Origin of the sequence: Streptomyces sp. NPDC045470, assembly GCF_040646595.1 — a bacterium.
Lineage (GTDB): Bacteria > Actinomycetota > Actinomycetes > Streptomycetales > Streptomycetaceae > Streptomyces.
This window is the reverse complement of sequence record NZ_JBEZAN010000001.1, coordinates 1,332,142-1,355,624: the sequence shown is the minus strand read 5'-3', so window position 1 is coordinate 1,355,624 and position 23,483 is coordinate 1,332,142. Positions and strand designations below refer to the sequence as shown.

Genomic DNA, 23,483 nt, shown 5'->3' with positions numbered 1-23,483 from the left:
TGACGCCGAGTCTCACGGGGGAAACCGTGCCCACATCCGGAGGAGGGTTCATCAGGCTTCCCGGCGGAAGCGTGGTGGTCGCCCTCGCCCTGCCCAGACCGGGCGACAACGGACACCGCGTCCGTGTCCTGGTCCACGCCGTGAACCGCCAGCGCGCCCTGACCAGGCTGCGCAACCTGGGCCTGCGTGCGGTGTACCTTCGCGGCAACACGGAGCCGCCCACTCCGGATGAGGTCACCGCTGTCCTGCACCACCCCGACGGGCTGGTCTGGCGGGAGACGCCGGAGGACGATACGGAGTCTTGGCATCCGATCAGGGCGTTGTTGCGGTAGCCGCTGTTGCGGCGGGGTTCCGGTTCGCCCTCTGCGCCGCGCGCGAGGGTTTTTGCTGATCGCGGGCTCGGATTGCTTGGGTGGTGGGGCCGGGGCGCGCAGGGGGCCAACTCTCCCCCAGCCTTCGGCCGGGGGAGAGTGACCCCGGATTGGCCCCGAGCCCCCCACCACCGGGCCCATCGCGCACAACGCGAGCACCGGACCCGGCGCGCTTGGCTCGCGAAGAGCCCAGCATGATCGCCCGGGACAGCCGCCCGACGGCCGGGGCTGAAGGATGTCGTGGAGGTGCTCCCGGGCCGAAGGCCGGGGAGAGCGGCCCCGGAGTGGCCCCCACCCACCGGACCCGTCGCGCACCCCCACCAGCCGCAGGCGCACGCGCAGCGTGCATCGTCGTCAGGCTGCGATGATCACCGGTTTGCCGGTGAGTTCGACCCCGGCGGACCGCATCTGGTCCAGCGCCCGTTCCGTCGTCCCCGGTGCCACCCCCGCCGTGAGATCCAGCAGCACCCGCACCCGGAAGCCCTCGCCCACCGCGTCCACCGCCGTGGCCCGCACGCAGTGGTCCGTGGCCAGGCCGACCACGTCCACCTCGGTCACCCCGTGCGCCCGCAGCCATTCCGCCAGCGGGTGCCCGTTCTCGTCCACGCCCTCGAAGCCGCTGTAAGCGGCAGCGTGCGCGCCCTTGGAGAAGACCGCGTCGACCGCCCCGGACGCGAGCGCCGGCGCGAAGTTCGGGTGGAAGCCGCTGCCCTCCGTACCGGCGACACAGTGCGGAGGCCAGGTGGTCTCGTAGTTCGGCCGCACGGAGAAGTGATCACCGGGGTCGATGTGGTGATCGCGGGTCGCCACGATGTGCCGGTAGCCGCTGCCCGCGGCCTCACCCACCAGATCGGTGATGGCGGCAGCCACATCCGCACCTCCCGCCACGGCAAGGCTGCCGCCCTCGCAGAAATCGTTCTGCACGTCAACGACGATCAATGCCCGGTGCATGGTGCGAGCCTTCCGGCTGGGGAGCGGTGAAGTGGGCGCGGAGTGGGCGCGAAGTGGTGTGACCGAGGGTAGCCACTAGCTGAGCCGAGGGGGAGTGCGCACCCGGGGGCCGGGGAGCGGGCGCCGGGGGCCGCAGGCGCACCCCGTCAAGCCTGCTCCGTGGGCAGCACCGCCTCCCCACGGGAGAGCTGCATCGCGGACATCGGCAACCCGGCCCGCGCCGCGATGTGCCGCTCCCGCGCCGCGTCCAGCGGCTCGCGGGCGACCACCTCACCGCCGCGCACCAGCGGCACCGCGAGCTGCCGCTCGGCGAACTCCGCCGGTACCGGCCCGGTACCGACGACCTCCGCCTCCGCGACGCCGTGCTCGTCCAGCCGCCGCGCCGACCACTTGCGGCCGCCGAGCGACGCCTTGCCGCCCATGGACTTCTTGGCCACCGGCCGCAGCGGCGCGTCCGCCGCGTCGCTGTCGGCGCGGGCGACCAGCTTGTAGACCATGGAGCAGGTCGGGTGCCCGCTGCCGGTGACCAGTTGGGTGCCCACGCCGTACGCGTCCACCGGCGCCGCCGCGAGCGAGGCGATCGCGTACTCGTCCAGGTCGCTCGTCACGACGATGCGCGTGTCGCGGGCGCCCAGCTCGTCCAGTTGCTGCCGTACGCGGTGGGCGAGCAGCAGCAGGTCGCCGGAGTCGATGCGGACGGCGCCGAGGCCGGGCCCGGCCACCTCGACGGCCGTACGGACCGCCTCGGTGACGTCGAAGGTGTCCACGAGCAGCGTCGTACCGCTGCCCAGCGCGTCGACCTGCGCCCGGAACGCGTCGCGCTCGCTGTCGTGCAGCAGGGTGAAGGAGTGGGCGCTGGTGCCGACGGTCGGGATGTTGTAGCGGAAGCCGGCCGCGAGGTCGGACGTGGAGTGGAAGCCGCCCACGTACGCCGAGCGGGACGCGGCGACGGCGGCCAGCTCGTGGGTGCGGCGGGCGCCCATCTCGATGAGCGGACGGTCGCCGGCGGCGACGGCCATGCGGGACGCGGCGGCGGCCACCGCGGAGTCGTGGTTGAGGATGGAGAGGATCACCGTCTCCAGGAGGACCGCCTCGGCGAAGGTGCCTTCCACCCGCATGATCGGCGAGCCGGGGAAGTAGACCTCGCCCTCGGGGTAGCCCCAGATGTCACCGCGGAAGCGATAGTCCGCCAGCCAGTCCAGCGTGCGTTCGTCGAGGATGCCGCGCTCGCGGAGAAAGCCGAGAATCGTTTCGTCGAACCGGAAGTTCTCCACCGCGTCCAGGACCCGGCCCGTACCGGCGACGACGCCGTAGCGGCGTCCTTCCGGCAGGCGCCGGGTGAAGACCTCGAAGACCGAGCGGCGCTCGGCGGTCCCGGACCGCAGTGCGGCCTGCAGCATGGTGAGTTCGTACTGGTCGGTGAAGAGCGCAGTCGACGGCACGTCCACCGGCAGCCCCAGGTCTGCTGTGTTCATGGTAAGGATGCTACCTCTCATACTCGTCACTCTGACGATTTCCCCGGGCTGTTTGTGCGATGCCCCACCGCGGGTGGCAGCATGGAGACCGTGAGCGCCGACCCGTCTGCCACCATCGCCCTTCGATCGACGCGCTGCGCGCTCGGCGCCCCCGTGGAGATCGAACGACCCGAGTCCAGCGAGGCACCGTCCGAGGTGCCCGACCCGGACGTGCCCTGGGTCACGCTGGTGCACAACGACCCCGTCAATCTCATGAGCTATGTCGCGTACGTCTTCGAGACGTACTTCGGCTACTCGAAGGGCAAGGCCCGGCAGCTCATGCTCGATGTTCACCACAAGGGACGGGCGGTCGTCTCCAGCGGCAGCCGCGAGGAAATGGAGCGCGACGTGCAAGCGATGCACGGGTACGGCCTGTGGGCGACCCTCACGCAGGACCGCTGATGGCCGGCCACTTCGAGCCCCTGCCCGGCGGCGGCGCGGCCGCCCCCCTCGACGAGGTCGAGATCTCCATCCTGCGCAGCCTCGCCGTCCAGCTCATGGAGCTGATCGGTCCGGGCGAGGAGCCCGCCGAGGGTGACGACCCGCTCGCCGCGCTGTTCACGGAGGGCCCCAGCGAGCCCCCGTCCGACCCGGCGCTGGCCCGCCTCTTCCCGGACGCGTACGGCGGCCCGGACGAGGTGCCGGACGACGCCACGCACGCCGCCGCGGCCGAGTTCCGCCGCTACACGGAGAACGATCTGCGCACCCGTAAGCGCGAGGACGCCCTCGCGGTCGTACGGGCCCTGGACGCGCTCGGGCCGGTCGGCGGGGCGCGCGACACGGACGACCCGGCCGGCGCCACCGCCTCCGAAGGTGCCGTGCTGCGTCTGAAGCCGGACGAGTCGCGGCAGTGGCTGGGCGCCCTGAACGACCTCCGGCTGGCCATCGGCACCCGTCTGGAGGTCACCGACGAGGACGAGAGCGGCGAGCTGCTGCGGCTCCCGGACAGCGACCCGCGCAAGCCGATGGTGATGGCGTACCTGTGGCTGGGCGGGCTCCAGGAGAGCCTGATCGAGACGCTGACGGCCTGAGCCCCGGGCTCCGGACCCTCGCCGGGCACGGCCTCCGGCCGCCCGGCGCCCGTCCGCACGCCCCCGCGCCGTCTGTCCCGGATGTCCCGATCGCGGGGCCCGCTCAGCGGACGCTCAAATCCGGATAACGATCGCGTCACCGACCCTGACTACCCAGCATCCCATTCCAGCATTTATCCTACTTTTCTTGTGCTCGGCTCCAAGACATCACTGGTAGATGTCCAAGGGGCCGTGATACATGTTCACGAACCTGCCGTGAGTGACGCCACCCCTGTCACTCCGGGAGCGCTTGGCCGGCCGACCGTCGGCGTGCAGGAACTCCATCCGGGGGGATCGGAACCCGATCCGGACAGACCGGGTCGGAATGGAGAAGGGCGCACCACACATGACCTCTGTGCAGGTCGAAAAGAACGCCGGCGGCAGCGACGCCGCGGGGTCTGCCTCGGAAGAGGGTTACCAGCGGGGGCTGGGAAACCGGCAGATCCAGATGATCGCCATCGGTGGCGCCATCGGAACCGGTCTGTTCCTCGGAGCGGGCAAGGCGATCTCCAAAGCGGGACCCAGCATCATCCTGGCCTACGCCATCGTGGGCCTGGTCATCTTCTTCATCATGCGCGCCTTGGGCGAGCTGCTCATGTACCGCCCGGTGTCGGGATCCTTCTCGGAGTACGCCCGCGAATTCCTCGGCCCGTTCATGGGATTCGTGACCGGCTGGACATACTGGCTGTTCTGGGTGGTCACCGGCATCACCGAGGTAACTGCAGCCGCCACCTATGTGCAGTACTGGAACAAGGGAATACCCCAGTGGGCGTCCGCCCTGGTCTTCACGGTCGCCCTGTTCGGTATCAACCTGATCTCCGTGAAGCTCTTCGGTGAGCTGGAGTTCTGGTTCTCGATGGTCAAGGTCACCGCGATCATCGGCATGATCCTCATCGGTCTCGGCGTGATCACCATCGGTTTTTCCGACGCCGGTGACACCGCTTCCTTCAGCCTTCTGTGGTCGGACGGCGGCTTCTTCCCGAAGGGCATCGGCGGCACGCTGATGACCCTGCAGATCGTGATGTTCGCCTTCCTGGCGGTCGAACTCGTCGGTGTCACCGCGGGCGAGGCCACCAACCCCAAGAAGGTCCTGCCCAAGGCCATCAACACCGTGCCGTGGCGGATCGGCCTCTTCTACATCGGCGCGCTCATCATCATCCTGTCCGTCGTCAGCTGGACCGTCTTCAAGCCGGGTGTGAGCCCGTTCGTCGCGGCCTTCCAGCAGATCGGCCTGCCGGCCGGCGCGGCCATCGTCAACTTCGTGGTGCTGACCGCGGCACTGTCCTCGGCCAACTCCGGCATGTACTCCACCGGCCGGATGCTGCGTGACCTGGCGCTCAACGGCCAGGGCCCCAAGCTGTTCACCCGCCTCAGCAAGAACGGCCTGCCGACCTGGGGCACCGGCGTCTCCGTCGCGATGATGCTGTTCGGCGTCTGGATCAACTACCAGTGGCCGGGCAAGGCCTTCGACCTGGTGGTGTCCTTCGCGACGATCTCCGGCATGTGGGCCTGGATCATGATCCTGCTCTCCCAGCTCCGCTTCCGGGCCAAGGCGGACCGCGGCGAGCTGCCGCAGTCCGAGTTCAAGGCGCCCGGCGCCCCGTACACCTCGATCTTCGCGCTGGCCTTCATCGGCATGGTCATCGTGATGATGGGCGTGGACCCGGACGCCCGGGTCTCGCTGTACGCGGCACCGGTCTGGGCGCTGGTCCTGGGCGTCAGCTACCTGGTGCTCAAGTCCCGCAACCCCGACATGTTCGGCAAGGCCGCCGCTCCGGTGGCCGCTTCGTCCGCCCCGCAGGGCGGCGGGAAGCACTGAGGGCGGCCCGCTCCAGGGCGGGCTGTCCGGCATGCGGGCCGGTTCGTACCAACCTTCGGTACGGGCCGGCCCGCCTGCTTATTCTGGGGCCCATGCTGACCCTTACCCAGGCCCTGTACGACCAGATCGTGGAACACGCCCGCAAGGACCACCCCGACGAGGCATGCGGCATGGTCGCGGGACCGGCCGGCAGCGGCCGCCCCGAGCGGTTCATCCCGATGCTCAACGCCGCCCGCTCGCCCACCTTCTACGAGTTCGACTCCCAGGACCTGCTCAAGCTCTACCGCGAGCTGGACGACCGGGACGAGGAACCCGTGATCATCTACCACTCGCACACCGCGACCGAGGCGTACCCGTCCCGTACGGACATCTCGTACGCCAACGAGCCCGGCGCGCACTACGTCCTGGTCTCCACGGCCGACACCGACGACGCCGGACCGTTCCAGTTCCGCTCGTTCCGGATCCTGGACGGCCAGGTCACGGAGGAAGACGTCGAAGTCGTCGACGCCCACTGACCACCGCGGCGGCGGACGCCGTCCGCGCGCCTGACACACTGTGCCGCATCACCTCGGGCGGCAGGACCCAGGAACCCGGTGCGAATCCGGGACGGTCCCGCCACTGTGACCGGGCCGCACGGCCCGGAAGCCAGGAACTGACCTGCCGCCTGCACACCGACCAGGGGACGCGGATCCCCCGGAGGAGGCACGGCCATGTCCAGACGCAGGTCCCGCGGCGCACTGCGCGCGCTCATCCCGGCGGCGCTCCTGCTGCCGCTCGCCGCCTGCGGCACCGGCGGCGACGGTGCCGCGAAGGCGTCCGGCGAGTCCGCCTCCAAGGCGGCCGGCTTTCCGTACACCGTCGACAACTGCGGCGTACGCACCACTTTCACGGCCCCGCCCGAGCGCGTGGTGACCATGAACCAGCACACCACCGAGATCATGCTCGCCCTCGGCCTCAAGGACCGGCTGGCCGGCACCGCCTATCTCGACGACAAGGTGCTGCCGCAGTACGAGAAGGACTACCAGAGCGTCAAGGTGCTCGCCAAGGAGTACCCCTCCTACGAGACGCTCCTCGGCGCCAACCCCGACTTCGTGTACGGCGGCTACTCCAGCGCCTTCGACAAGGCCGAGGGCCGCGAACGGGCCGCCCTGGAGAAGTCCGGCATCAAGACCCGCCTGAACATCGAGTACTGCGCGCAGGGCAGGACCGGCGTCCAGCAGCTCGCCCAGGAGATCCGCGAGGTCGGCGCCACCTTCGGCGTACGCGACCGCGCCGAGGCCCTGGTCGAGAAGGCCGAGGCCACGATCGACGCCACCGAGGACAAGCTCAAGGGCACCGACCCGGCCTCCGTCTTCGTCTTCGACAGCGGCGACAGCTCGGTGCACACCGCGGGCGGCAAGGGCATCGGCAACGAGATCATCACCCTCGCCGGCGGCCGCAACATCTTTGCGGACCGGGCCAAGACCTTCACCGACGTGTCCTGGGAACAGATCGTCGAGCGCAAGCCCGAGATCATCGTGATCTACGACTACGGCGGCACCCCCGTCGCGGCGAAGAAGAAGCAACTGCTCGAAGACCCGGCCCTCAAGGACGTACCGGCCGTCAGGAACAAGCGGTTCGCGGTGCTGCCGCTGTCCAGCGCGGTGCTCGGCGTACGCGTACCGGACGCCGTCCGGTCGCTGGCCGGGCAGCTGCACCCGGACGCCTTCAAGCAGCCCCGGTGAGCTGCAAGACCGCGGCCGCACCGCCGCGCCGGCTGCGCTGCACCCTCGTCCTGGCCGTCCTCGCCGCCGCCCTGCTCGCGGCCGGCCTGGCCGGACTCGTCCTCGGCTCCGTCCGCATCCCGCCCGGCGACGTGCTGCGCATCCTGTCCGGGGACGCGCCGGCCGGCCCGTTCCCGACCATCGTCCTCGACGTACGGCTGCCGCGCGTGCTGCTCGGCGCCGTCGTCGGCGCGGGGCTCGCTGTCATCGGCACCGTCCTGCAGGCGCTGGTCCGCAACCCGCTCGCCGACCCGTTCCTGCTCGGCATCTCCTCGGGCGCCTCGACCGGCGCCGTCATGGTCGTCGTCCTCGGTGTCGGCGGCGGCCTGGCCACCACCGTCTCGATGCCGCTGGCCGCCTTCGCCGGATCACTGGGCGCACTGGTCGCCGTCTACGCCCTGGCACGGCGCGGCGGCACCATGACCACCGGGCGGCTGGTGCTGGCGGGCGTCGCGGTCCAGTACATCCTCTCCGCGCTCACCAGCCTCGTCCTGGTCACCTCGGCCCAGGCCGAACACCTGCGGTCCATCATGTTCTGGACGCTCGGCGGCCTCGGCCAGGCCCGCTGGAACACCCTGTGGCTGCCCGCCCTCGTCCTGCTGGCCGGCCTCGCCCTGCTGCTCACCCTCGCCCGGCCGCTGGACCTGCTGCTCGTGGGCGAGGAGGGCGCCACCGTCCTGGGCCTGGACACCGGCCGCTTCCGCGCCGCCGTCTTCGTCCTGGCGTCGCTGGTCACCGGCGTACTCGTCGCGGCCAGCGGCTCCATCGGCTTCGTCGGCCTGATGGTGCCGCACGCCGCCCGCATGCTCGTCGGCGCCTCGCACCGCGCCCTGCTGCCGGTGGTCGCCCTGGCGGGCGCGGTCTTCGTCGTCCTCGCCGACCTGCTGGCCCGCACCGTCGCCGGCTCCCAGGAGATCCCGGTCGGAGTGATCACCGCGCTGGCCGGCGGACCGTTCTTCCTGTGGCTGCTGCGCCGCACCACCCGTACGGAAGGAGTCACCGGATGAGCGCGCGGCCCCGGACCACGACCGGCCCGGCCCCCGCAGATGCCGTCCCCGCCGAACTGCGGACCGAAGGGCTGTCGTACGGCATCGACGGCCGCCACCTCGTCGACGGCGCCGACCTGTACGTCGGGCCCGGTGAGACGGTGGGCCTGGTCGGCCCCAACGGCAGCGGCAAGACCACCCTGCTGCGCTGCGTGTACGGCACCCTGGCCCCCACCCACGGCCGGATCACCCTGGACGGCCGCGACCTGGCCGGGTTCTCCGCCAAGGAACGGGCCCGGCGCGTGGCCACCGTCCCGCAGGACGGCAGCGGAACCTTCGAACTGACCGTGCGCGAGATCGTCGCCATGGGCCGTTCGCCGCACAAGCGCTTCTGGGAGACCGACACGGCGGACGACGCCGCGCGCACCGACGAGGCGCTGGAGCGGGTGGGGGTCGCGGCGCTGCACCACCGTTCCTTCGCCGCGCTGTCGGGCGGTGAGCGACAGCGCGTCCTGGTCGCGCGGGCGCTCGTGCAGCAGCCGTCCCTGCTCGTCCTCGACGAACCGACCAACCACCTCGACATCCGCTACCAGCTCGACGTCCTCTCCCTGGTCACCTCCCTCGGCACCAGCACCCTGCTCGCCCTGCACGACCTCAACCTCGCCGCGTACTACTGCGACCGCCTGTACGTGCTGCGCGAGGGCCGCGTCGTCGCCCACGGGACGCCGCACGAGATCCTCACCCCCGGCCTGCTGGCCGACGTGTACGGGGTCGCCGCCGAGATCAGCACGCATCCGGTGACCGGGGCGCCGACGGTGGTGTACCTGCCGCCGGGGACCGAGGACGGGCGGACGGCGGCGGCTCCGGGGGCGGTGGGGCGGCGGTGAGCGCGTACGAGACGGGGGCCGCCACCGGCGGTCAGGGCGGGCCGCTCGCCGCCCTCGCCGCCCACGGCCCCCGCTACCGCCTCGGGCTCGGCACCCCGCCCGACGGCGAGCCCGGCTGGCTCGCGGCCGACCGGCTGCTCGACCCGTACGGCCCGGAACTGTCCCACCTCCTGGACACCGAGCACCAGGGCAGCGGCCACCGCACCGCCCACGCCGCCGCCCTCACCCTGATCGCGGTCTACGCGGGCCGGGTCACCGCGGCGGCCGTCCTGCACTGGGCGCTGACCGGCCGCGTCCTGGACGTACGGCCGGAGAACGTCGTGCTGCGGCCCGACCCCGGGCACGGCATCGCCGGGGTCGGGCTGCGGACGTTCCGCATCCTGGACGGGCCGGGGACGGGCGCCGGGACGCTCCAACGGGCCCAGCGCGAGGGCGCCGAAACGATTCAGCACGTCGTCCTCACACGCCACCTGCTGCCCCTGGCGGACGCGTTGCGGGAGCGCACCCGGGCCGGACTGCGGCAGTTGCGCGGGGGAGTGGCCCACGGCTGCGCGACCGCACTCGGGGCCTCCCACGCCGATCCGGCGCTGCTGGCCCGCCGCTGGGCCGCCTTCCTGGACGGGGCACCCGGCGGCCTCGCCGCCCTCGGCGATGTGGTCACCGTCACACGTCGCGACGGCTCCCCGCGCCTGGTCTACCTCCGCCGCACCTGCTGCCTCTTCCACACGAGCGCCGAAGCCGTACGCTGCGTCAGTTGCTGCCTGACCAGCAGGGACGAGCGGATCGCGGCATACGCGGCGCGCTCCTGAGCCGTACCGCCGCCGCCCGCGTCCCACCTGGTGTGCACCGAGCGTCCGCATCGCAAGACGAGGTTCCAGTCCCCGGACCGGGAATCGATACGATGACCGCATGGTTTTTGACGACGTGAGCGAGAAGACGCCGGGCATTTTGCTTGTGGCGCGGCTGCACGTCGACCTGTGCCGCCTTGCCAGCGCCATCTGTCCGATCCGCGCTGCCGCCTGACGCCGCCGGAACCACCGGCCGCGCGGCGGCCCCCGCGCGCACCATGCCGCGCGCCCCGGCAGCGCGCCTCCGCACGCCCAGCGCCTCCGCGCCGCACGCCCCGAGCCTGCGCCGCCCACCCGCCCGCCCGCACGTCAACGCCCTCCCACAGGAGCTCCCATGGCCATCGAGGTCCGTATCCCGACCATCCTCCGCACCTACACCGACGGCCAGAAGGCCGTCGAAGGCAGCGGAGCGACCCTCGCCGACCTCTTCGCCGACCTGGAGAGCCGCCACAACGGCATCCGGGAGCGCCTCGTCGACGGCGAGCAACTGCGCCGCTTCGTGAACGTCTACCTCAACGACGAGGACGTGCGCTTCCTGAACGGCATCTCCACCGAGCTGAGCGACGGCGACAGCGTCACCATCCTCCCGGCCGTGGCCGGCGGCTCGGGCATGTCCGACGACCCCCGGGAACAGCGCTGATGCGGTACGACTCCCCGCTGGCGGCGGTCGGCAACACCCCGCTGGTCCGCCTGCCGCGGCTGTCGCCCTCCGCCGACGTCCGCATCTGGGCCAAGCTGGAGGACCGCAACCCGACCGGCTCGGTCAAGGACCGCCCCGCGCTCCACATGATCGAGCAGGCGGAGAAGGACGGCCGGCTCACCCCCGGCTGCACCATCCTGGAGCCCACCTCGGGCAACACCGGCATCTCGCTGGCGATGGCGGCCAGGCTCAAGGGCTACCGGATCGTCTGCGTCATGCCGGAGAACACCTCCTCCGAACGGCGTGAACTGCTCGCCATGTGGGGCGCGGAGATCGTCTCCTCACCCGCCGCCGGCGGCTCCAACACGGCCGTACGGGTCGCCAAGGAGCTGGCCGCCGAGCACCCCGACTGGGTGATGCTCTACCAGTACGGCAACCCCGACAACGCCGGCGCGCACTACGCCACCACCGGCCCGGAGATCCTCGCCGACCTGCCGTCCATCACCCACTTCGTGGCCGGCCTGGGCACCACCGGCACCCTCATGGGCGTCGGCCGCTACCTGCGCGAGCACGTCCCCGGCGTACAGATCGTCGCCGCCGAACCGCGTTACGACGACGTGGTCTACGGGCTGCGCAACCTCGACGAGGGCTTCGTGCCCGAGCTGTACGACGAGTCGGTGCTCACCACCCGCTTCTCCGTCGGCTCCGAGGACGCCGTCCGCCGCACCCGCGAACTCCTCGCCGAGGAAGGCATCTTCGCGGGCGTCTCGACAGGGGCCGCCCTGCACGCGGCGATCGGCGTGGCCCGCAAGGCCGTCAAGGCCGGGCAGACCGCCGACATCGCCTTCGTCGTCGCCGACGGCGGCTGGAAGTACCTCTCCACCGGCGTCTACACGGCCGCATCCACCGAGGCCGCGATCGAGACGCTGCACGGACAGCTCTGGGCGTGAGGGCTTGAGGCTCTGAGGGCCCGTGCTGGTCCGAGGACCGTGCAGTCCTGAGGGCCCCGTGCGGCTCCGAGGGGCTGTGCGACCCTGGGGCCGGAAGGCCGCGCGGCCCGTGGCGAGGTCCCCGGGGAACGGCGGGACGGGCCGCGTCCCCGCCGCCTCACCGCCCGGTCAGGCGGCGTACCCGCTTCCACAGGGCGTCGTCGACCGTCCCCGCCCGGCGGCGGAAGTCCCGTAGCGGCACGTCGCGCAGTTCGTCCGTCTCCAGGAAGCTCGCCCGGCGCCGCCCGTCCCCGACCGCGCCGGGCGGCAGCGGGAGAATCCCCGGCCGGTCCGGATGATGCCGACTGGTGATCTTCACGACGTGCGCCGTACCGCCGCGCACCGACAGCACCAGGCACGGGCGGTCCTTCGCGCCCGGCCCGTCCTCGTACGGCACCAGGGCCCACCAGATCTCCCGCGCCCGCGGCGTCCCGGCGCCGCCCGGCCCGGTGACCCGCGAGGGGCGGCCGCCGGGGCGCGTACGGTCACGGGCCCGCGCTCTTGGCCGGAACCGAGCGCTCTGCCGCCTCCGCGCGCCCCGCGCGCGGGCCCGCCCGTCGACGAGCGCCGCCACCAGCGCCAGCGCGGCCACCACGGCCAGCGCGGGCCACCACCCCGAGACGTCCAAACCCGTTCCCTCCAAGCTCCAGGCCCCGCCCGACCGTATCGGCCCGGCAGCCGGGCGGCACGGCCGTACTCTGGAGTAGGGAGCCGCCGTACGGGCGTCGTGTAGGCGTACGGCACCGGGGAACGACAGGTAGGGAACGCCCTCCTGTACACACCCACCCGGACTGGTGATTCCGCCCACAGCTCGCCCCGCCGGAGGAGCCACCGGCCCTTTCGCGCCTTACGCTCGTGGGCACCGCAATGACCGCTCAGGACCCGGCACGACGCCCGCCGGACGAGGACCGGCGGGGACTTGTGCACGCCCCCGCCGAAGCCCCGCATGGACCCGCCGCTCCGCCCCCAGCCACGGAGGTTCACGCCCGCATGAAGCTCACTGTCGTCGGTTGCTCGGGGTCGTTCCCTTCCACGGAATCGGCCTGTTCGAGCTACCTCTTGGAGGCCGACGGCTTCAGGCTGCTCATCGACATGGGCAACGGTGCCCTTGGCGAGCTGCAGCGCCACTGCGGTCTCTACGACCTCGACGCCGTACTCCTGTCCCACCTGCACGCCGACCACTGCATCGACCTGTGCGGATACTTCGTCGTCCGCTACTACCGGCCCGACGGCGGCCGGTGCGCGCCGATGCCCGTGTACGGCCCGGCCGGCACCGAACGCCGGCTGACCGCCGCGCACGCGGACCTGCCGACCGACCAGGCCATGAGCGAGGTCTTCGACTTCCGGACGCTGACCCCCGGCACGTTCGCCGTCGGACCCTTCACCATCCGTACGGACCTGGTCAGCCACCCCGTCGAAGCGTTCGGCTTCCGCATCGAACACGAGGGCAAGACGCTGACGTACTCCGGGGACACCGGAGTCTGCGACGCCCTGGACGGCCTCGCCGAGGACACCGACTTCTTCCTGTGCGAGGCGTCCTTCACGCACGGCAAGGAGGACATCCCCGACCTCCACCTCAACGGGCGCGAAGCCGGCGCGCACGCCGCGCGCGCCCGCGCGGGACGGCTGGTCCTGACCCACATCCCGCCGTGGACCGACCCGGGCATCAACCTGCGCGACGCGCAGGAGGTCTTCGAAGGACCGGTCGAGGTCGCCAAGGCGGGCGCGGTGTACGAGATCTGAGGCGTACACGGAAGGCCCCGTCCGAGCCGTACGCGGAAGGCCCCCGCGACCAGGTGGTCACGGGGGCCTTCCGCTGTCGCAGGCGCGGCCGGGGGCCTACTTGCCTTCGAGCTTCTGCATCTCGGCGATCTCCTCGTCGGACTCACGGCCCGGCGTCTTGAGATTGAACTTGGTGATCGCGAACCGGAAGATCACGTAGTACAGGGCGGCGAAGCACAGGCCGACCACCGCGAGCATCAGCGGCTTGGTCGCGATGCCCAGGTTCAGCAGGTAGTCGATCGCGCCGGCCGAGAAGCCGAAGCCGTCCTTCATGCCCAGCGCCCAGGTCAGCGCCATCGACACACCGGTCAGGACGGCGTGCACCGCGTACAGCACCGGCGCGATGAACATGAACGTGAACTCGATCGGCTCGGTCACGCCGGTGACGAAGGCGGTGAGCGCGAGCGAGAACATCATGCCGCCGACGACCTTGCGGCGCTCGGGGCGGGCGCAGTGCACGATCGCCAGGCAGGCGGCGGGCAGCGCGAACATCATGATCGGGAAGAAGCCGGTCATGAACTGGCCGGCGGTCGGGTCGCCCTGCAGGAAGCGGGCGATGTCGCCGTGCTTGCCCTCGAAGTCACCGGCCTGGAACCAGGGGAAGGAGTTCAGCAGGTGGTGCATGCCGACCGCGATCAGACCGCGGTTGGCGACACCGAAGATGCCCGCGCCGACCGCGCCGGAGCCGACCAGCCACTCACCGAAGTTGTGCAGACCGGCACCCAGGACCGGCCAGATGTAGCCGAAGACGATGCCGATGACCAGGCCCGCGAAGGACGACAGGATCGGGACCAGACGGCGGCCGCTGAAGAACCCGAGCCAGTCCGGCAGCTTCTTGCGGCTGTAGCGCTGGTAGAGCAGGGCCACCACGATGCCCATGACCACGCCGCCGAGCACCTTGGCGTCGGCGGGCGCGGCCGTCTCGACTATCTTCCCGTCCACCACCTTGGCGATCTTCGGGAGGCTGTCGTCGCCGAACGTCGCCAGCACCTTGCTGAAGACCAGGTAGCCGACGACGGCGGCCAGGCCGGTCGAGCCGTCCGCCTTCTTGGCGAAGCCGATGGCGATACCGACGGCGAACAGCAGCGGCATGTTGTCCAGGAGCGCGCCGCCGCCGGCGGCCATGAACTCCGCGATCTTGTTCAGGAACGCGGGGAACGAGTCCCGGCCGAGCATGTCCGGCTGGCCGAGCCGGACCATGAGCGCCGCGGCGGGCAGCGTCGCGATGGGCAGCATGAGGCTGCGGCCGATGCGCTGCGCGACGGCCATGGCGCCGGCGCCACGCTTTTTCTCGGGAGCCGCCTTGGCGGGGGCCGAACTCATCGGATTCCTCCTGGTGGGGCGGGCACTCGGAGAAAGGGGGACGGCCCGCCGGCTTGGTCTACACCACTCAGTGGTTTAGACCATTCTTAGCATGTCGCCCACACATAAAGGAATCCGTTGTTCCCCAACGTTTAGATCACAAGCCGAGCGGCCTACAAGTGCCGTGGCTCCGGGGGCCGGTCGGCCCGGGCCGTACTCCGTACCGTGCCCCCTCGACCCGGTGCCCGTACCACCCGATACCGCCCGTACTGCCCGCACCGCCGGTACTGCCCGTCACCCCGCGACCCCCGTACGGTCCTCGCCCCGCACCGCCCCGCTGCACACCACCCGGGCCGCGCGCCCGCACCGCGCATCCGCGCCCCCGCCGTACCCCGCCTACTTCGTGTTCTCCTTCGTCAGCTCCTCCTCCACCTCCTCCGGCTCACGCCCCGGAGTGTGCAGGTCGAACTTGGTGATCACGAAGCGGAACAGCGCGTAATAGACGGCCGCGAAACACAGACCGATCGGAATGATCAACCACGGTTTGGTGGCCAGCCCCCAGTTGATCACGTAGTCGATCAGACCGGCCGAGAAACTGAACCCGTCCTTGACGCCCAGCGCCCAGCTCACCGCCATCGACACCCCCGTCAGCACGGCGTGGATCCCGTACAGCACCGGCGCGACGAACAGGAACGAGTACTCGATCGGCTCGGTCACCCCCGTGACGAACGAGGTCAGCCCCACCGACAGCATCAGACCGCCGATCTCCTTGCGGCGGTGCGGCTTGGCGCAGTGCGTGATCGCCAGCGCCGCGGCCGGCAGCGCGAACATCATGATCGGGAAGAAACCCGTGGTGAACTGCCCCGCCGTCGGGTCCCCCGCCAGGAACCGGTTGATGTCACCGTGCACCGACGTACCGTCCGGCTTGGTGAAATCACCGAACTGGAACCACATGAACGTATTCAGGAACTGATGCATCCCGATCACCAGCAGCGCCCGGTTGGCGACACCGAAGATGCCCGAACCGGTCGCGCCCAGATCCGTCAGCCACCTGCTGAAACTTGTCAGCGCGTCACCGATCGGCGGCCACACCCACAGACACAGCGCGGCGAAGAGCAGCCCCACGAACGCCATCACGATCGGCACCAGCCGCCGCCCGTTGAAGAAGCCCAGCCAGTCCACCAGCTTCACTCGGTGATACCGCTGCCAGATCCACGCGGCGAAGAAACCCGTCACGATGCCGCCGAAGACCCCCGGATTCTGGAACTCCGCCGGAGTGGCCTTGCCGCTCCCGTCGACACACACCCCGCCCCACTGCCCGGCCGTCGCATACGCCGCCCCCGCCGCACAGTCCTGCGGGAACTGGTGCAGCACCGAGTAATAGACGAGAAAGCCGACCACCGCGGCGAGCGCCGTCGAACCGTCCGCCTTCTTCGCCATCCCGATCGCCACACCGACGCAGAACAGCAGCGGCAGCCCCAGCGAGGAGTCCAGCAGCGCGCCGCCCGCGCCCGCGAACACCTTCGCCACGTTCTCCCAGCCCAGACCGTCCGCACCGAAGACGTCCGGCTGGCCCAGCCGGTTCAGGATGCCCGCGGCCGGCAGCACGGCGATGGGCAACTGCAGGCTGCGCCCCATCTTCTGCAAGCCCTGGAACAGGCCCGTCGACCGTTTCTTCGTTCCCGCCGCTGCCGCGTTCGAGCTCATCCGCGTCCTCCCGGCCGCCGGTCCGTAGCGGGCCGGCTCGGTACGTGCCGCATACTGATGGTGTAGACCACTTGTGGTGCGTTTCGGAGTGGTGCGTTTCGGGCCCCCGGAAAAGCGCTGCCGGGTGGTCGCCATCATTCGCCAGAGCACGGGCACACGCCCGGGTAACTGGGCTGAACGTGCGTTACCGTGTGATCACCGCGCGGCACCGACCGCCGGTGGCCGAGACAAGCAGGAGTGGACATGGCCAGCAAGGCTGAGAAGATCGTCGCCGGGCTCGGCGGCCTCGACAACATCGAAGAGGTCGAGGGCTGCATCACCCGCCTGCGCACCGAGGTCGCCGACCCCTCGCTCGTCGACGAGGCCGCGCTGAAGGCCGCCGGCGCGCACGGCGTCGTCAAGATGGGCACCGCCATCCAGGTCGTCATCGGCACCGACGCGGACCCCATCGCCGCCGAGATCGAAGACATGATGTGAGCGGCTGACCGCTCACCCGCCGGGCCCCGGCCGCCCGCCCCACCGGGCGACGGACCGGGGCTTCGGCACGTGTACGCGCGCGGGTTCCGGCACGTGTCCGCACGGGCCCGTACGCGTACGTCCCGCCGCCTCCCACCGCCGGGACCCGACCTCACCCGATCCGGAACGCGCCCCTCTACCGAGCCGATAGGGTCGTGGCCATGTCTCGAATCGACGGCCGCACCCCCGACCAGCTCCGCCCCGTCACCATGGAACGCGGCTGGAGCAAGCACGCCGAAGGCTCCGTACTGATCTCCTTCGGCGACACCAAGGTCTTCTGCACCGCCTCCCTCACCGAAGGCGTCCCGCGCTGGCGCAAGGGCAGCGGCGAAGGCTGGGTCACCGCCGAGTACTCGATGCTGCCGCGCTCCACCAACACCCGCGGCGACCGCGAATCCGTCCGCGGCAAGATCGGCGGCCGTACGCACGAGATCTCCCGCCTCATCGGCCGCTCGCTGCGCGCCGTCATCGACTTCAAGGCCCTCGGCGAGAACACCGTCGTCCTGGACTGCGACGTCCTCCAGGCCGACGGCGGCACCCGCACCGCCGCCATCACCGGCGCCTACGTCGCCCTCGCCGACGCGATCTCCTGGGCCCAGGCCAAGAAGAGCATCAAGGCCGGCCGCCAGCCGCTCGTCGGCACCGTCTCCGCCGTCAGCGTCGGCATCGTCGGCGGCGTCCCCCTGCTCGACCTCTGCTACGAGGAGGACGTGCGCGCCGAGACCGACATGAACGTCGTCTGCACCGGCGACGGCCGCTTCGTCGAGGTCCAGGGCACCGCCGAAGCCGAACCCTTCGCCCGCGAGGAACTCAACTCCCTCCTCGACCTGGCCGTCGCCGGCTGCTCGACGCTGGACGCCGCCCAGCGCGAGGCCCTCGCCCGCACGCTCTGACGGCCTCCGCCGCCGTACGAGCCTCTTGACGCGCCGGCCCCGCGACGGCGGGCCGGCGCGCCGCTCACCGCTCCGTCGGGCCCGCCCTGTGACCTTTCCCTCGTGGGATCTGCGTCTCTAGGAAAACGGCGGCCCGCCGCGCACCGTGGAACACATGTCCACTTCCGCTGCCACCGCCGCCGCAGCCGACGCCCCCGCCACCGCCTCCCGGACCCGCACCGGCGGGCCCAAGGACGGCCCCGACCTGCTGGAACACCTCGTCGGCTGGACCCTCGTCATCGTCCTGGCCATGCTCTTCACCCAGACCGGCCTCATGTGACACGCGGGGCGCACGCCCCGCACCGCCCCGGCCCACCCCGAGCCCCCTGGTCCGCTCCGAGCCCCCTTGGCCCGCTCCGAGCCCCCGGATCCGCCCGGGCCCCGGCAACCAAAGCCGGCCAACCGGCGTTCTCCCTGGTACCGGAACCGGCATCAGGACCGGTGCACCGCCCGTGCCCCTTGTGCACGGCACGCCCAGGGGAGGACCGTTCCATGGCTCTACACCGCCGTACCGCACTCCGCCGCACCGCGGACCGCCGCCCGGCGGCCACCACCGCCGTCCTGCTGGCGGCGGCCGCCCTGACCGTCCCGCTCCTCACCGCCTGCGGAGCGGTCGAGAAGGCCGTCGGCTGTGCCAAGACCGCCACGACGTTCGCCGACGACCTGGCCTCCCTCCACCAGGACCTGAGCAACGCCGCCGACAGCCCCCAGGACGCCGAACGCGCCATCGACCGGCTCAACGCGGACCTCGGCAAGATCCAGAAAGCCACGGACGACCCCGACGTCCAGAAGGCGCTCAGCAGCCTGACCGACGCCCTCGACAAGGCCGACGACGCCGTACGCGACGGCCGGACCCCCGACCTGTCCGCACTCGGCGACGCGGCCGGCGCCCTCACCAAGAGCTGCGCCACGGGATGAGAGAAGCCGCCGCCGCACCTGGATAATCGGGCCTCATGAAGCGCCTGATCCTCGCCACCCGCAACGCCGGCAAAGTCACCGAACTCCGCGCCATCCTGGCCGCCGCCGACCTCGACGTCGAACTGGTCGGCGCCGACGCCTACCCGGACGTCCCCGACGTCAAGGAAACCGGCGTCACCTTCGCCGAGAACGCCCTCCTCAAGGCCCACGCCCTCGCCCGCGCCACCGGCCACCCGGCCGTCGCCGACGACTCCGGCCTCTGCGTCGACGTCCTCGGCGGCGCGCCCGGCATCTTCTCCGCCCGCTGGGCAGGCCGGCACGGCGACGACCAGGCCAACCTCGACCTGCTCCTCGCCCAGCTCTCCGACATCGCCGACGGCCACCGCGCCGCCCACTTCGCCTGCGCCGCGGCCCTCGCCCTCCCCGACGGCACCGAACGCGTCGTCGAGGGCCGCCTCGAAGGCACCCTCCGCCACACCCCCGCCGGCACCGGCGGCTTCGGCTACGACCCGATCCTTCAGCCCCTCGGCGACACCCGCACCTGCGCCGAACTGACCGCCGACGAGAAGAACGCCATCAGCCATCGCGGCAAGGCGTTCCGGGGGCTGGTGCCGGTGGTTCGGGAGTTGGTGGGCTGAGGGCAGCCCGCGGCACGACGTCCAGCAGCCCGCCTGCGACCGCACACATGCGGCAGCCGCCTCTTTCCGGGGAAGGAGGCGGCTGCCGCATAGCTGTGGGCCCGGTGGGACTCGAACCCACGACACACCGGACCTAAACCGGCGCCCTCTTGGCCAGCTGGGGTACGGGCCCGCGGCGCCTACTGTACTGTGCCCGGTCGCGCGGCCGTCAGGCGATCTTCGGTTCGGGCGGTCCGCCGTCCGAACGTGCAGGTCTGGCTGTGGCACGAAGGGCACAAATACCGCAGATTGCCGAGGCGGTCGTCGAGCCGGTCCCCGTTGATGTGGTCGATCTCCAGGACCAGCCGTCTGCCCTGCCAGGTGTCGCCGAGACCGCAGACGCCGCAGTGCCGCGGAACTGCCTTGTCGTCCAGAGCACGGCGCAGCAAGGACGTCTTCGTCCGGCGGGAGCCCGCCGGACGGCGCCGGAGGATGTCGTCGGCAGGTCTGCGAGCCGGGGAGGGGTGGCCGCGTCCGTGGCCCTGTCCGGTGAAGTGCGCGGTCGACAGGCCGTAGGCCGTGATGCTCCGGTCCAGGAGTCGCCTGGAGGCGCTGTTCACGGGGCGGCCGAGCATCCGGAGCGTCGCCGCCCGGCTCTTCGAACCGGCCACGGCAGCGATGAGGTCGTCGCGCGGCAGCAGTTCCCCGTGAGCGCCGCGTCCGGTGAAGTGTGCCGTGCTGACACCGAAACGGGTCAGCTTCTTGCGGATGTGGCTGTAGGCGCTGTCGTACGGCTCGACGCCCAGGTACTCCAGGATGTCGCGGATGCTTCGCGCCTGTGCGGCAGCTTCCTCCAGGCGTTCCCTGCCATACGTCTGTGAAGGCCGCCGGGGCAGCTCCTCCCGGACGAAGTGCGTGGTGTCGATGCCGTAGTGCGCCAGGCGACGGCACAGGTAGCGACGGGTGGCGCTGCCCGGCGGCGTGCCCAGGCGGTGGAGCATGTCCACCGGGCCGGTGGACGCCGCGGCCGTACGGGCGAGCAGATCGCGGGTGTACCGCCGACGGGCTGTCACGGCCGCTGCCGGCTCGGCTCGCGCCGTTTGCGGCCGCGGTAGGTGTCCGTGACGGCGTGGCAGTTGGGGCAGAGCAGACGCAGGTTGGCCGGGCGGTTGTCCCACCAGTCGCCGTTGCGGTGATCGACCTCCAGGCGCAAGGGTTTGCCGTTCCATTCCGGGCCCGTGCCGCACATCGCGCACCGCTCCCTTACGCCCCGCAGCAGCAAGGCTCTGCGCAGCCGGTCGCCGGGCAGCCGTCCCTCGGACGGCGCCCCGAGGACCAGCCGGTCGGTGAACGGGCGTGGCGGCCGCCTGGGGTGCGTGGCCGTGAAGTGGGACGTGTCCAGATGCAGTTCGGCGATGCGACGGGCGATATGGGCCTGGTTGCCGCCCACCGGGGGGATGCCGAGACGGCGTACGACCTCGGCGGTGCTGTGGGACAGGGACACCGCTTCGCGGAGTGCTGCTGCGGTGTGGCGGACGGTCTTGGAGGTGAAGTGGGAGGTGTCGATGCGCTCTTCGGCCATCTTGCGGCTGAGGTAACACCGGACGCTCCGAGTCGGCGTGCTTCCGCAGTGGCGAGCGGCTTCCTCGTACGACGTCGATGCGAGCGCGGCCTCGATGAGCAGATCGCGCGTGTACTTCGTGCCCATGGGCCCCGCTTTCCCCCGGTGGCGCATATCGGTCGTGTGTAGCGCCCTCGAACTGCCCAACGCCCCCACCCCCCACCCGGTTACGCCGAACAGCCCAAAACCCCGAAGAGATGACCGCGGCCCCCGCCCGGTCAGGGCGAGGGCCGCGAGGCGGTGTCCGCGGAGGGGTCAGAAGCGCGGGTCCGGGGACTGGGACGTGACCATTTCCACGGCCTCCTCCTTGGTGGCGACCGCGGGCGGGGAGCCCTCCAGGGGCTGTCGGGCGGTTTCCTTCATGCAGGCGACGGCGATGGCGCCGACCAGGGCGGCGCCCATGGCGTAGTAGGCGGGGATCATGTCGTTGCCGCCGAAGCCGTCCATGAGGGCGGTGATGACCAGGGGGGTCGTGCCGCCGAAGAGGGAGACGGCGAGGTTGTAGCCGATGGAGAGGGAGCCGTAGCGGACGCTGGTGGGGAAGAGGGCGGGGAGCGCGGCGGACATGGTGCCGAGGAGGCAGACCAGGGAGAGGCCGAGGATCAGCATGCCGGGGATGATCGCGGCCATGCTGCCCTGCTTGACCAGCAGGAAGGCGGGGATGGAGAGGAGGAAGAAACCGAGCATGCCGGTCATCAGGAGGGGCTTGCGGCCGAAGCGGTCGTTGAGTTTGCCGACGCTGCTGACGATGCACATCAGGACGACCATGGTGCCGATGACGATCAGCAGACCGTGCGCCTCGTCGTAGTGGAGGGTGTCGGTCAGGTAGGTCGGCATGTAGGAGAGCAGCATGTAGTGGCAGATGTTGTACGCGCCGACCAGCGCGATGCACAGGATCAGCATCGGCCACTGCTGCGAGAAGATCTCGCCGAGCTTCTTCTTGGGGGCGTTCTCCGAGAGGTGGGAGAAGTCGGCCTCGGTCTCGGTGACGGAGGCGTCGCCGTGGTGGGTCTGGGCGGCTTCCAGCTTCTGGAAGGCGGGGGTCTCGTCGAGCTTCATCCGCAGGTAGAGGCCGACGAGGCCGAGCGGTCCGGCGACGAGGAAGGGGATGCGCCAGCCCCAGTCGTGCATGGTCTCGGAGCCGAGCGTGGTGTTGAGGATCAGGACCAGGCCGGCGGCGCCGGTGTAGCCGGCGAGGGTGCCCATCTCCAGGAAGCTGCCGAAGAAGCCGCGCTTCTTGTCGGGGGCGTACTCGGCGATGAAGGTGGAGGCGCCGCCGTACTCACCACCGGTGGAGAAGCCCTGGATCATGCGGAAGAGGATGAGCAGGACGGGCGACCACAGACCGATGCTGGCGTACGAGGGGATCAGGCCGATGCACAGGGTGCCCGCGGCCATCATGATCATGGTGAGGGCGAGGACCTTCTTGCGGCCGACACGGTCGCCGAGCGGCCCGAAGAACGCGCCGCCGATGGGCCTCACGAGAAAGGCGACGGCGAAGGTGGCGAAGGAGGACAGCAGGCTGACCGTGTCGCTGCCGCCGGGGAAGAACACCTTTCCGATGGTGACCGCGAGGTAGCTGTAGATGCCGAAGTCGAACCATTCCATGGCGTTGCCGAGCGCGGCGGCCTTCACGGCGCGTTTGACGACGCGCTCGTCGGTCACCGTGATGTCGGTGCGGCGCAACCGTGGGTTCCGGCGGCGGGCGACGGCGCGGAACAGGTTTCTGTGGCGTTTGAACGCCGCAGGGTCCCGGTCGGTCGTGGGTTCGGCTTCGGTGCTGCCGGTCGGCACGAGTCGAGTCCTCTCGGTCGGTCAGCGCGCTCGATGCGCGGCAGGGTTTCGCAGCGGTCGGGGGCGTCCTGCTGGCCGGGTGGGCCGTCGGCGGTCGCCGGTGATCACAAAGGTGGTCGTACGACAGGTGCGCCTGCGCACTGGAGCGCGACTCAAACCACTCTGACCCCACAACGCGATGTACGTCACGTGGTCTGCGCCGTCCGGCGCAGCGGTTCCTCCCGGTTTCGTGCTGCTTTTCGCCAGGCCTGTGACCACCGCTGTTACAGAACTGGTACACAGCCGCGTGGTCACCGAAGCGTCCGGGCAATCAGCCCGTGTGGCGGGGAGGGGAGAGTGTGGGTATCGAAACCACCCTTATGCTCCGAACCGTTCGCCCCGCGGACACCTCGTGCACGTGTGCCTGGTCGTCGTGGTCGTCGTGCGCGGGGGCGCACTCGCCGGCGCGCGTGCGGC

At 71.0% G+C, this 23,483-nt stretch carries 26 protein-coding genes, 1 tRNA gene and 1 riboswitch; of the genes, 18 read left to right on the top strand and 9 right to left on the bottom strand.

The genetic code is table 11. The annotated features are described in order from the left end of the window. The first annotated feature begins 26 nt into the window (after positions 1-26). Positions 27-332, top strand: a complete 306-nt coding sequence (locus tag AB0A97_RS05815) for a hypothetical protein (protein ID WP_361144842.1) — start codon at positions 27-29, stop codon at positions 330-332. Between the two features lie 393 nt (positions 333-725). Here AB0A97_RS05815 and AB0A97_RS05810 read toward each other — a convergent pair whose 3' ends face one another. Next, positions 726-1,322: an isochorismatase family protein gene (locus AB0A97_RS05810; protein WP_361144839.1), complete on the bottom strand. Its 597-nt coding sequence runs from the start codon at positions 1,320-1,322 to the stop codon at positions 726-728. A 146-nt stretch (positions 1,323-1,468) separates the two neighbouring features. After that, a complete protein-coding gene (locus tag AB0A97_RS05805; RefSeq protein WP_125056078.1) occupies positions 1,469-2,797 on the bottom strand; it encodes a nicotinate phosphoribosyltransferase in 1,329 nt (442 codons plus the stop codon). Positions 2,798-2,878: 81 nt separating this feature from the next. On the opposite strand from AB0A97_RS05805, the gene clpS reads away from it, so the two are divergent. The 11 genes from clpS to AB0A97_RS05750 all read left to right on the top strand — a co-directional run bounded on the left by clpS (position 2,879) and on the right by AB0A97_RS05750 (position 11,799). Further along, positions 2,879-3,238 (top strand): ATP-dependent Clp protease adapter ClpS, encoded by a 360-nt coding sequence (gene clpS, locus AB0A97_RS05800; protein WP_361144836.1) that lies wholly within the window; start codon positions 2,879-2,881, stop codon positions 3,236-3,238. Further along, complete coding sequence (locus AB0A97_RS05795) at positions 3,238-3,867, top strand: DUF2017 domain-containing protein (protein ID WP_361144833.1); 630 nt, start codon at positions 3,238-3,240, stop codon at positions 3,865-3,867. The genes clpS and AB0A97_RS05795 overlap by 1 nt, the downstream gene beginning before the upstream one ends. Positions 3,868-4,252: 385 nt before the next feature. Then, on the top strand, positions 4,253-5,725 hold the full coding sequence (locus AB0A97_RS05790) for an amino acid permease (protein ID WP_361144830.1): 1,473 nt from the start codon (positions 4,253-4,255) through the stop codon (positions 5,723-5,725). A 92-nt stretch (positions 5,726-5,817) separates the two neighbouring features. Next, the gene (locus AB0A97_RS05785; RefSeq protein ID WP_361144827.1) at positions 5,818-6,240 is read left to right on the top strand and encodes a M67 family metallopeptidase; all 423 of its coding nucleotides are present in this window, start codon (positions 5,818-5,820) and stop codon (positions 6,238-6,240) included. 68 nt (positions 6,241-6,308) lie between these two features. Continuing rightward, positions 6,309-6,380: riboswitch (cobalamin riboswitch) on the top strand. Positions 6,381-6,435: 55 nt separating this feature from the next. After that, a complete protein-coding gene (locus AB0A97_RS05780) occupies positions 6,436-7,449 on the top strand; it encodes an ABC transporter substrate-binding protein (RefSeq protein ID WP_361144824.1) in 1,014 nt (337 codons plus the stop codon). After that, complete coding sequence (locus AB0A97_RS05775; protein WP_361144822.1) at positions 7,446-8,495, top strand: iron ABC transporter permease; 1,050 nt, start codon at positions 7,446-7,448, stop codon at positions 8,493-8,495. Before AB0A97_RS05780 ends, AB0A97_RS05775 begins: the two co-directional genes overlap by 4 nt. Next, a complete protein-coding gene (locus AB0A97_RS05770; protein ID WP_361144820.1) occupies positions 8,492-9,361 on the top strand; it encodes an ABC transporter ATP-binding protein in 870 nt (289 codons plus the stop codon). The genes AB0A97_RS05775 and AB0A97_RS05770 overlap by 4 nt, the downstream gene beginning before the upstream one ends. After that, positions 9,358-10,170: a hypothetical protein gene (locus AB0A97_RS05765; protein WP_361144817.1), complete on the top strand. Its 813-nt coding sequence runs from the start codon at positions 9,358-9,360 to the stop codon at positions 10,168-10,170. The genes AB0A97_RS05770 and AB0A97_RS05765 overlap by 4 nt, the downstream gene beginning before the upstream one ends. A 100-nt stretch (positions 10,171-10,270) precedes the next feature. Next, positions 10,271-10,384: a putative leader peptide gene (locus tag AB0A97_RS05760; protein ID WP_361144815.1), complete on the top strand. Its 114-nt coding sequence runs from the start codon at positions 10,271-10,273 to the stop codon at positions 10,382-10,384. A 159-nt stretch (positions 10,385-10,543) separates the two neighbouring features. After that, the gene (locus tag AB0A97_RS05755; RefSeq protein ID WP_361144812.1) at positions 10,544-10,849 is read left to right on the top strand and encodes a MoaD/ThiS family protein; all 306 of its coding nucleotides are present in this window, start codon (positions 10,544-10,546) and stop codon (positions 10,847-10,849) included. Continuing rightward, positions 10,849-11,799 (top strand): cysteine synthase, encoded by a 951-nt coding sequence (locus AB0A97_RS05750; RefSeq protein WP_361144810.1) that lies wholly within the window; start codon positions 10,849-10,851, stop codon positions 11,797-11,799. Before AB0A97_RS05755 ends, AB0A97_RS05750 begins: the two co-directional genes overlap by 1 nt. A 157-nt stretch (positions 11,800-11,956) precedes the next feature. Here AB0A97_RS05750 and AB0A97_RS05745 read toward each other — a convergent pair whose 3' ends face one another. Beyond that, positions 11,957-12,466, bottom strand: coding sequence for a type II toxin-antitoxin system PemK/MazF family toxin (locus tag AB0A97_RS05745; RefSeq protein ID WP_361144807.1), 510 nt, complete (start codon positions 12,464-12,466; stop codon positions 11,957-11,959). Between the two features lie 362 nt (positions 12,467-12,828). Here AB0A97_RS05745 and AB0A97_RS05740 point away from each other — a divergent pair, with 362 nt between their 5' ends. Then, positions 12,829-13,581, top strand: coding sequence for an MBL fold metallo-hydrolase (locus tag AB0A97_RS05740; RefSeq protein WP_361144804.1), 753 nt, complete (start codon positions 12,829-12,831; stop codon positions 13,579-13,581). A 96-nt stretch (positions 13,582-13,677) separates the two neighbouring features. Here the strand turns inward: AB0A97_RS05740 and AB0A97_RS05735 are convergent, their stop codons facing one another. Further along, positions 13,678-14,943, bottom strand: coding sequence for a PTS transporter subunit EIIC (locus AB0A97_RS05735; RefSeq protein ID WP_361144801.1), 1,266 nt, complete (start codon positions 14,941-14,943; stop codon positions 13,678-13,680). Positions 14,944-15,318: 375 nt separating this feature from the next. Further along, positions 15,319-16,629 (bottom strand): PTS transporter subunit EIIC, encoded by a 1,311-nt coding sequence (locus AB0A97_RS05730; protein WP_361144798.1) that lies wholly within the window; start codon positions 16,627-16,629, stop codon positions 15,319-15,321. A 243-nt stretch (positions 16,630-16,872) separates the two neighbouring features. Here AB0A97_RS05730 and AB0A97_RS05725 point away from each other — a divergent pair, with 243 nt between their 5' ends. The 5 genes from AB0A97_RS05725 to rdgB all read left to right on the top strand — a co-directional run bounded on the left by AB0A97_RS05725 (position 16,873) and on the right by rdgB (position 19,633). Next, entirely contained in the window at positions 16,873-17,106 is a 234-nt protein-coding gene (locus AB0A97_RS05725) for a PTS glucose/sucrose transporter subunit IIB (protein WP_003986022.1), read from the top strand. A 200-nt stretch (positions 17,107-17,306) separates the two neighbouring features. Further along, positions 17,307-18,038: a ribonuclease PH gene (gene rph / locus AB0A97_RS05720; protein ID WP_030023744.1), complete on the top strand. Its 732-nt coding sequence runs from the start codon at positions 17,307-17,309 to the stop codon at positions 18,036-18,038. 154 nt (positions 18,039-18,192) lie between these two features. Beyond that, on the top strand, positions 18,193-18,357 hold the full coding sequence (locus AB0A97_RS05715; protein ID WP_361144794.1) for an SCO1431 family membrane protein: 165 nt from the start codon (positions 18,193-18,195) through the stop codon (positions 18,355-18,357). Positions 18,358-18,569: 212 nt separating this feature from the next. Next, entirely contained in the window at positions 18,570-18,995 is a 426-nt protein-coding gene (locus tag AB0A97_RS05710; RefSeq protein WP_361144791.1) for a hypothetical protein, read from the top strand. Positions 18,996-19,030: 35 nt separating this feature from the next. Then, positions 19,031-19,633, top strand: coding sequence for an RdgB/HAM1 family non-canonical purine NTP pyrophosphatase (gene rdgB / locus AB0A97_RS05705; RefSeq protein WP_030023741.1), 603 nt, complete (start codon positions 19,031-19,033; stop codon positions 19,631-19,633). Between the two features lie 96 nt (positions 19,634-19,729). On the opposite strand, the gene AB0A97_RS05700 is transcribed toward rdgB, so the two are convergent. The 4 genes from AB0A97_RS05700 to AB0A97_RS05685 all read right to left on the bottom strand — a co-directional run bounded on the left by AB0A97_RS05700 (position 19,730) and on the right by AB0A97_RS05685 (position 23,027). Then, positions 19,730-19,805 (bottom strand) — tRNA-Leu (locus AB0A97_RS05700). A 7-nt stretch (positions 19,806-19,812) separates the two neighbouring features. Next, the gene (locus AB0A97_RS05695; protein ID WP_361144787.1) at positions 19,813-20,685 is read right to left on the bottom strand and encodes an HNH endonuclease signature motif containing protein; all 873 of its coding nucleotides are present in this window, start codon (positions 20,683-20,685) and stop codon (positions 19,813-19,815) included. Continuing rightward, positions 20,682-21,320, bottom strand: a complete 639-nt coding sequence (locus AB0A97_RS05690; protein WP_361144784.1) for an HNH endonuclease — start codon at positions 21,318-21,320, stop codon at positions 20,682-20,684. The genes AB0A97_RS05695 and AB0A97_RS05690 overlap by 4 nt, the downstream gene beginning before the upstream one ends. A 168-nt stretch (positions 21,321-21,488) precedes the next feature. Beyond that, positions 21,489-23,027, bottom strand: a complete 1,539-nt coding sequence (locus AB0A97_RS05685) for an MFS transporter (RefSeq protein ID WP_361144781.1) — start codon at positions 23,025-23,027, stop codon at positions 21,489-21,491. Between the last annotated feature and the right edge of the window lie 456 nt (positions 23,028-23,483).

Excerpts from the sequence above, each read along its gene's own strand:
- clpS (WP_361144836.1), top strand. The coding sequence starts at position 2,879 with ATGGAGACCGTGAGCGCCGACCCGTCTGCCACCATCGCCCTTCGATCG.
- rph (WP_030023744.1), top strand. The coding sequence starts at position 17,307 with ATGTCTCGAATCGACGGCCGCACCCCCGACCAGCTCCGCCCCGTCACC.
- AB0A97_RS05785 (WP_361144827.1), top strand. The coding sequence starts at position 5,818 with ATGCTGACCCTTACCCAGGCCCTGTACGACCAGATCGTGGAACACGCC.
- AB0A97_RS05790 (WP_361144830.1), top strand. The coding sequence starts at position 4,253 with ATGACCTCTGTGCAGGTCGAAAAGAACGCCGGCGGCAGCGACGCCGCG.
- AB0A97_RS05690 (WP_361144784.1), bottom strand. The coding sequence starts at position 21,320 with ATGGGCACGAAGTACACGCGCGATCTGCTCATCGAGGCCGCGCTCGCA.
- AB0A97_RS05740 (WP_361144804.1), top strand. The coding sequence starts at position 12,829 with ATGAAGCTCACTGTCGTCGGTTGCTCGGGGTCGTTCCCTTCCACGGAA.
- AB0A97_RS05710 (WP_361144791.1), top strand. The coding sequence starts at position 18,570 with ATGGCTCTACACCGCCGTACCGCACTCCGCCGCACCGCGGACCGCCGC.
- AB0A97_RS05730 (WP_361144798.1), bottom strand. The coding sequence starts at position 16,629 with ATGAGCTCGAACGCGGCAGCGGCGGGAACGAAGAAACGGTCGACGGGC.
- AB0A97_RS05750 (WP_361144810.1), top strand. The coding sequence starts at position 10,849 with ATGCGGTACGACTCCCCGCTGGCGGCGGTCGGCAACACCCCGCTGGTC.
- AB0A97_RS05805 (WP_125056078.1), bottom strand. The coding sequence starts at position 2,797 with ATGAACACAGCAGACCTGGGGCTGCCGGTGGACGTGCCGTCGACTGCG.
- AB0A97_RS05810 (WP_361144839.1), bottom strand. The coding sequence starts at position 1,322 with ATGCACCGGGCATTGATCGTCGTTGACGTGCAGAACGATTTCTGCGAG.
- AB0A97_RS05715 (WP_361144794.1), top strand. The coding sequence starts at position 18,193 with ATGTCCACTTCCGCTGCCACCGCCGCCGCAGCCGACGCCCCCGCCACC.
- AB0A97_RS05770 (WP_361144820.1), top strand. The coding sequence starts at position 8,492 with ATGAGCGCGCGGCCCCGGACCACGACCGGCCCGGCCCCCGCAGATGCC.
- AB0A97_RS05725 (WP_003986022.1), top strand. The coding sequence starts at position 16,873 with ATGGCCAGCAAGGCTGAGAAGATCGTCGCCGGGCTCGGCGGCCTCGAC.
- AB0A97_RS05795 (WP_361144833.1), top strand. The coding sequence starts at position 3,238 with ATGGCCGGCCACTTCGAGCCCCTGCCCGGCGGCGGCGCGGCCGCCCCC.
- AB0A97_RS05755 (WP_361144812.1), top strand. The coding sequence starts at position 10,544 with ATGGCCATCGAGGTCCGTATCCCGACCATCCTCCGCACCTACACCGAC.
- AB0A97_RS05780 (WP_361144824.1), top strand. The coding sequence starts at position 6,436 with ATGTCCAGACGCAGGTCCCGCGGCGCACTGCGCGCGCTCATCCCGGCG.
- AB0A97_RS05760 (WP_361144815.1), top strand. The coding sequence starts at position 10,271 with ATGGTTTTTGACGACGTGAGCGAGAAGACGCCGGGCATTTTGCTTGTG.
- rdgB (WP_030023741.1), top strand. The coding sequence starts at position 19,031 with ATGAAGCGCCTGATCCTCGCCACCCGCAACGCCGGCAAAGTCACCGAA.
- AB0A97_RS05735 (WP_361144801.1), bottom strand. The coding sequence starts at position 14,943 with ATGAGTTCGGCCCCCGCCAAGGCGGCTCCCGAGAAAAAGCGTGGCGCC.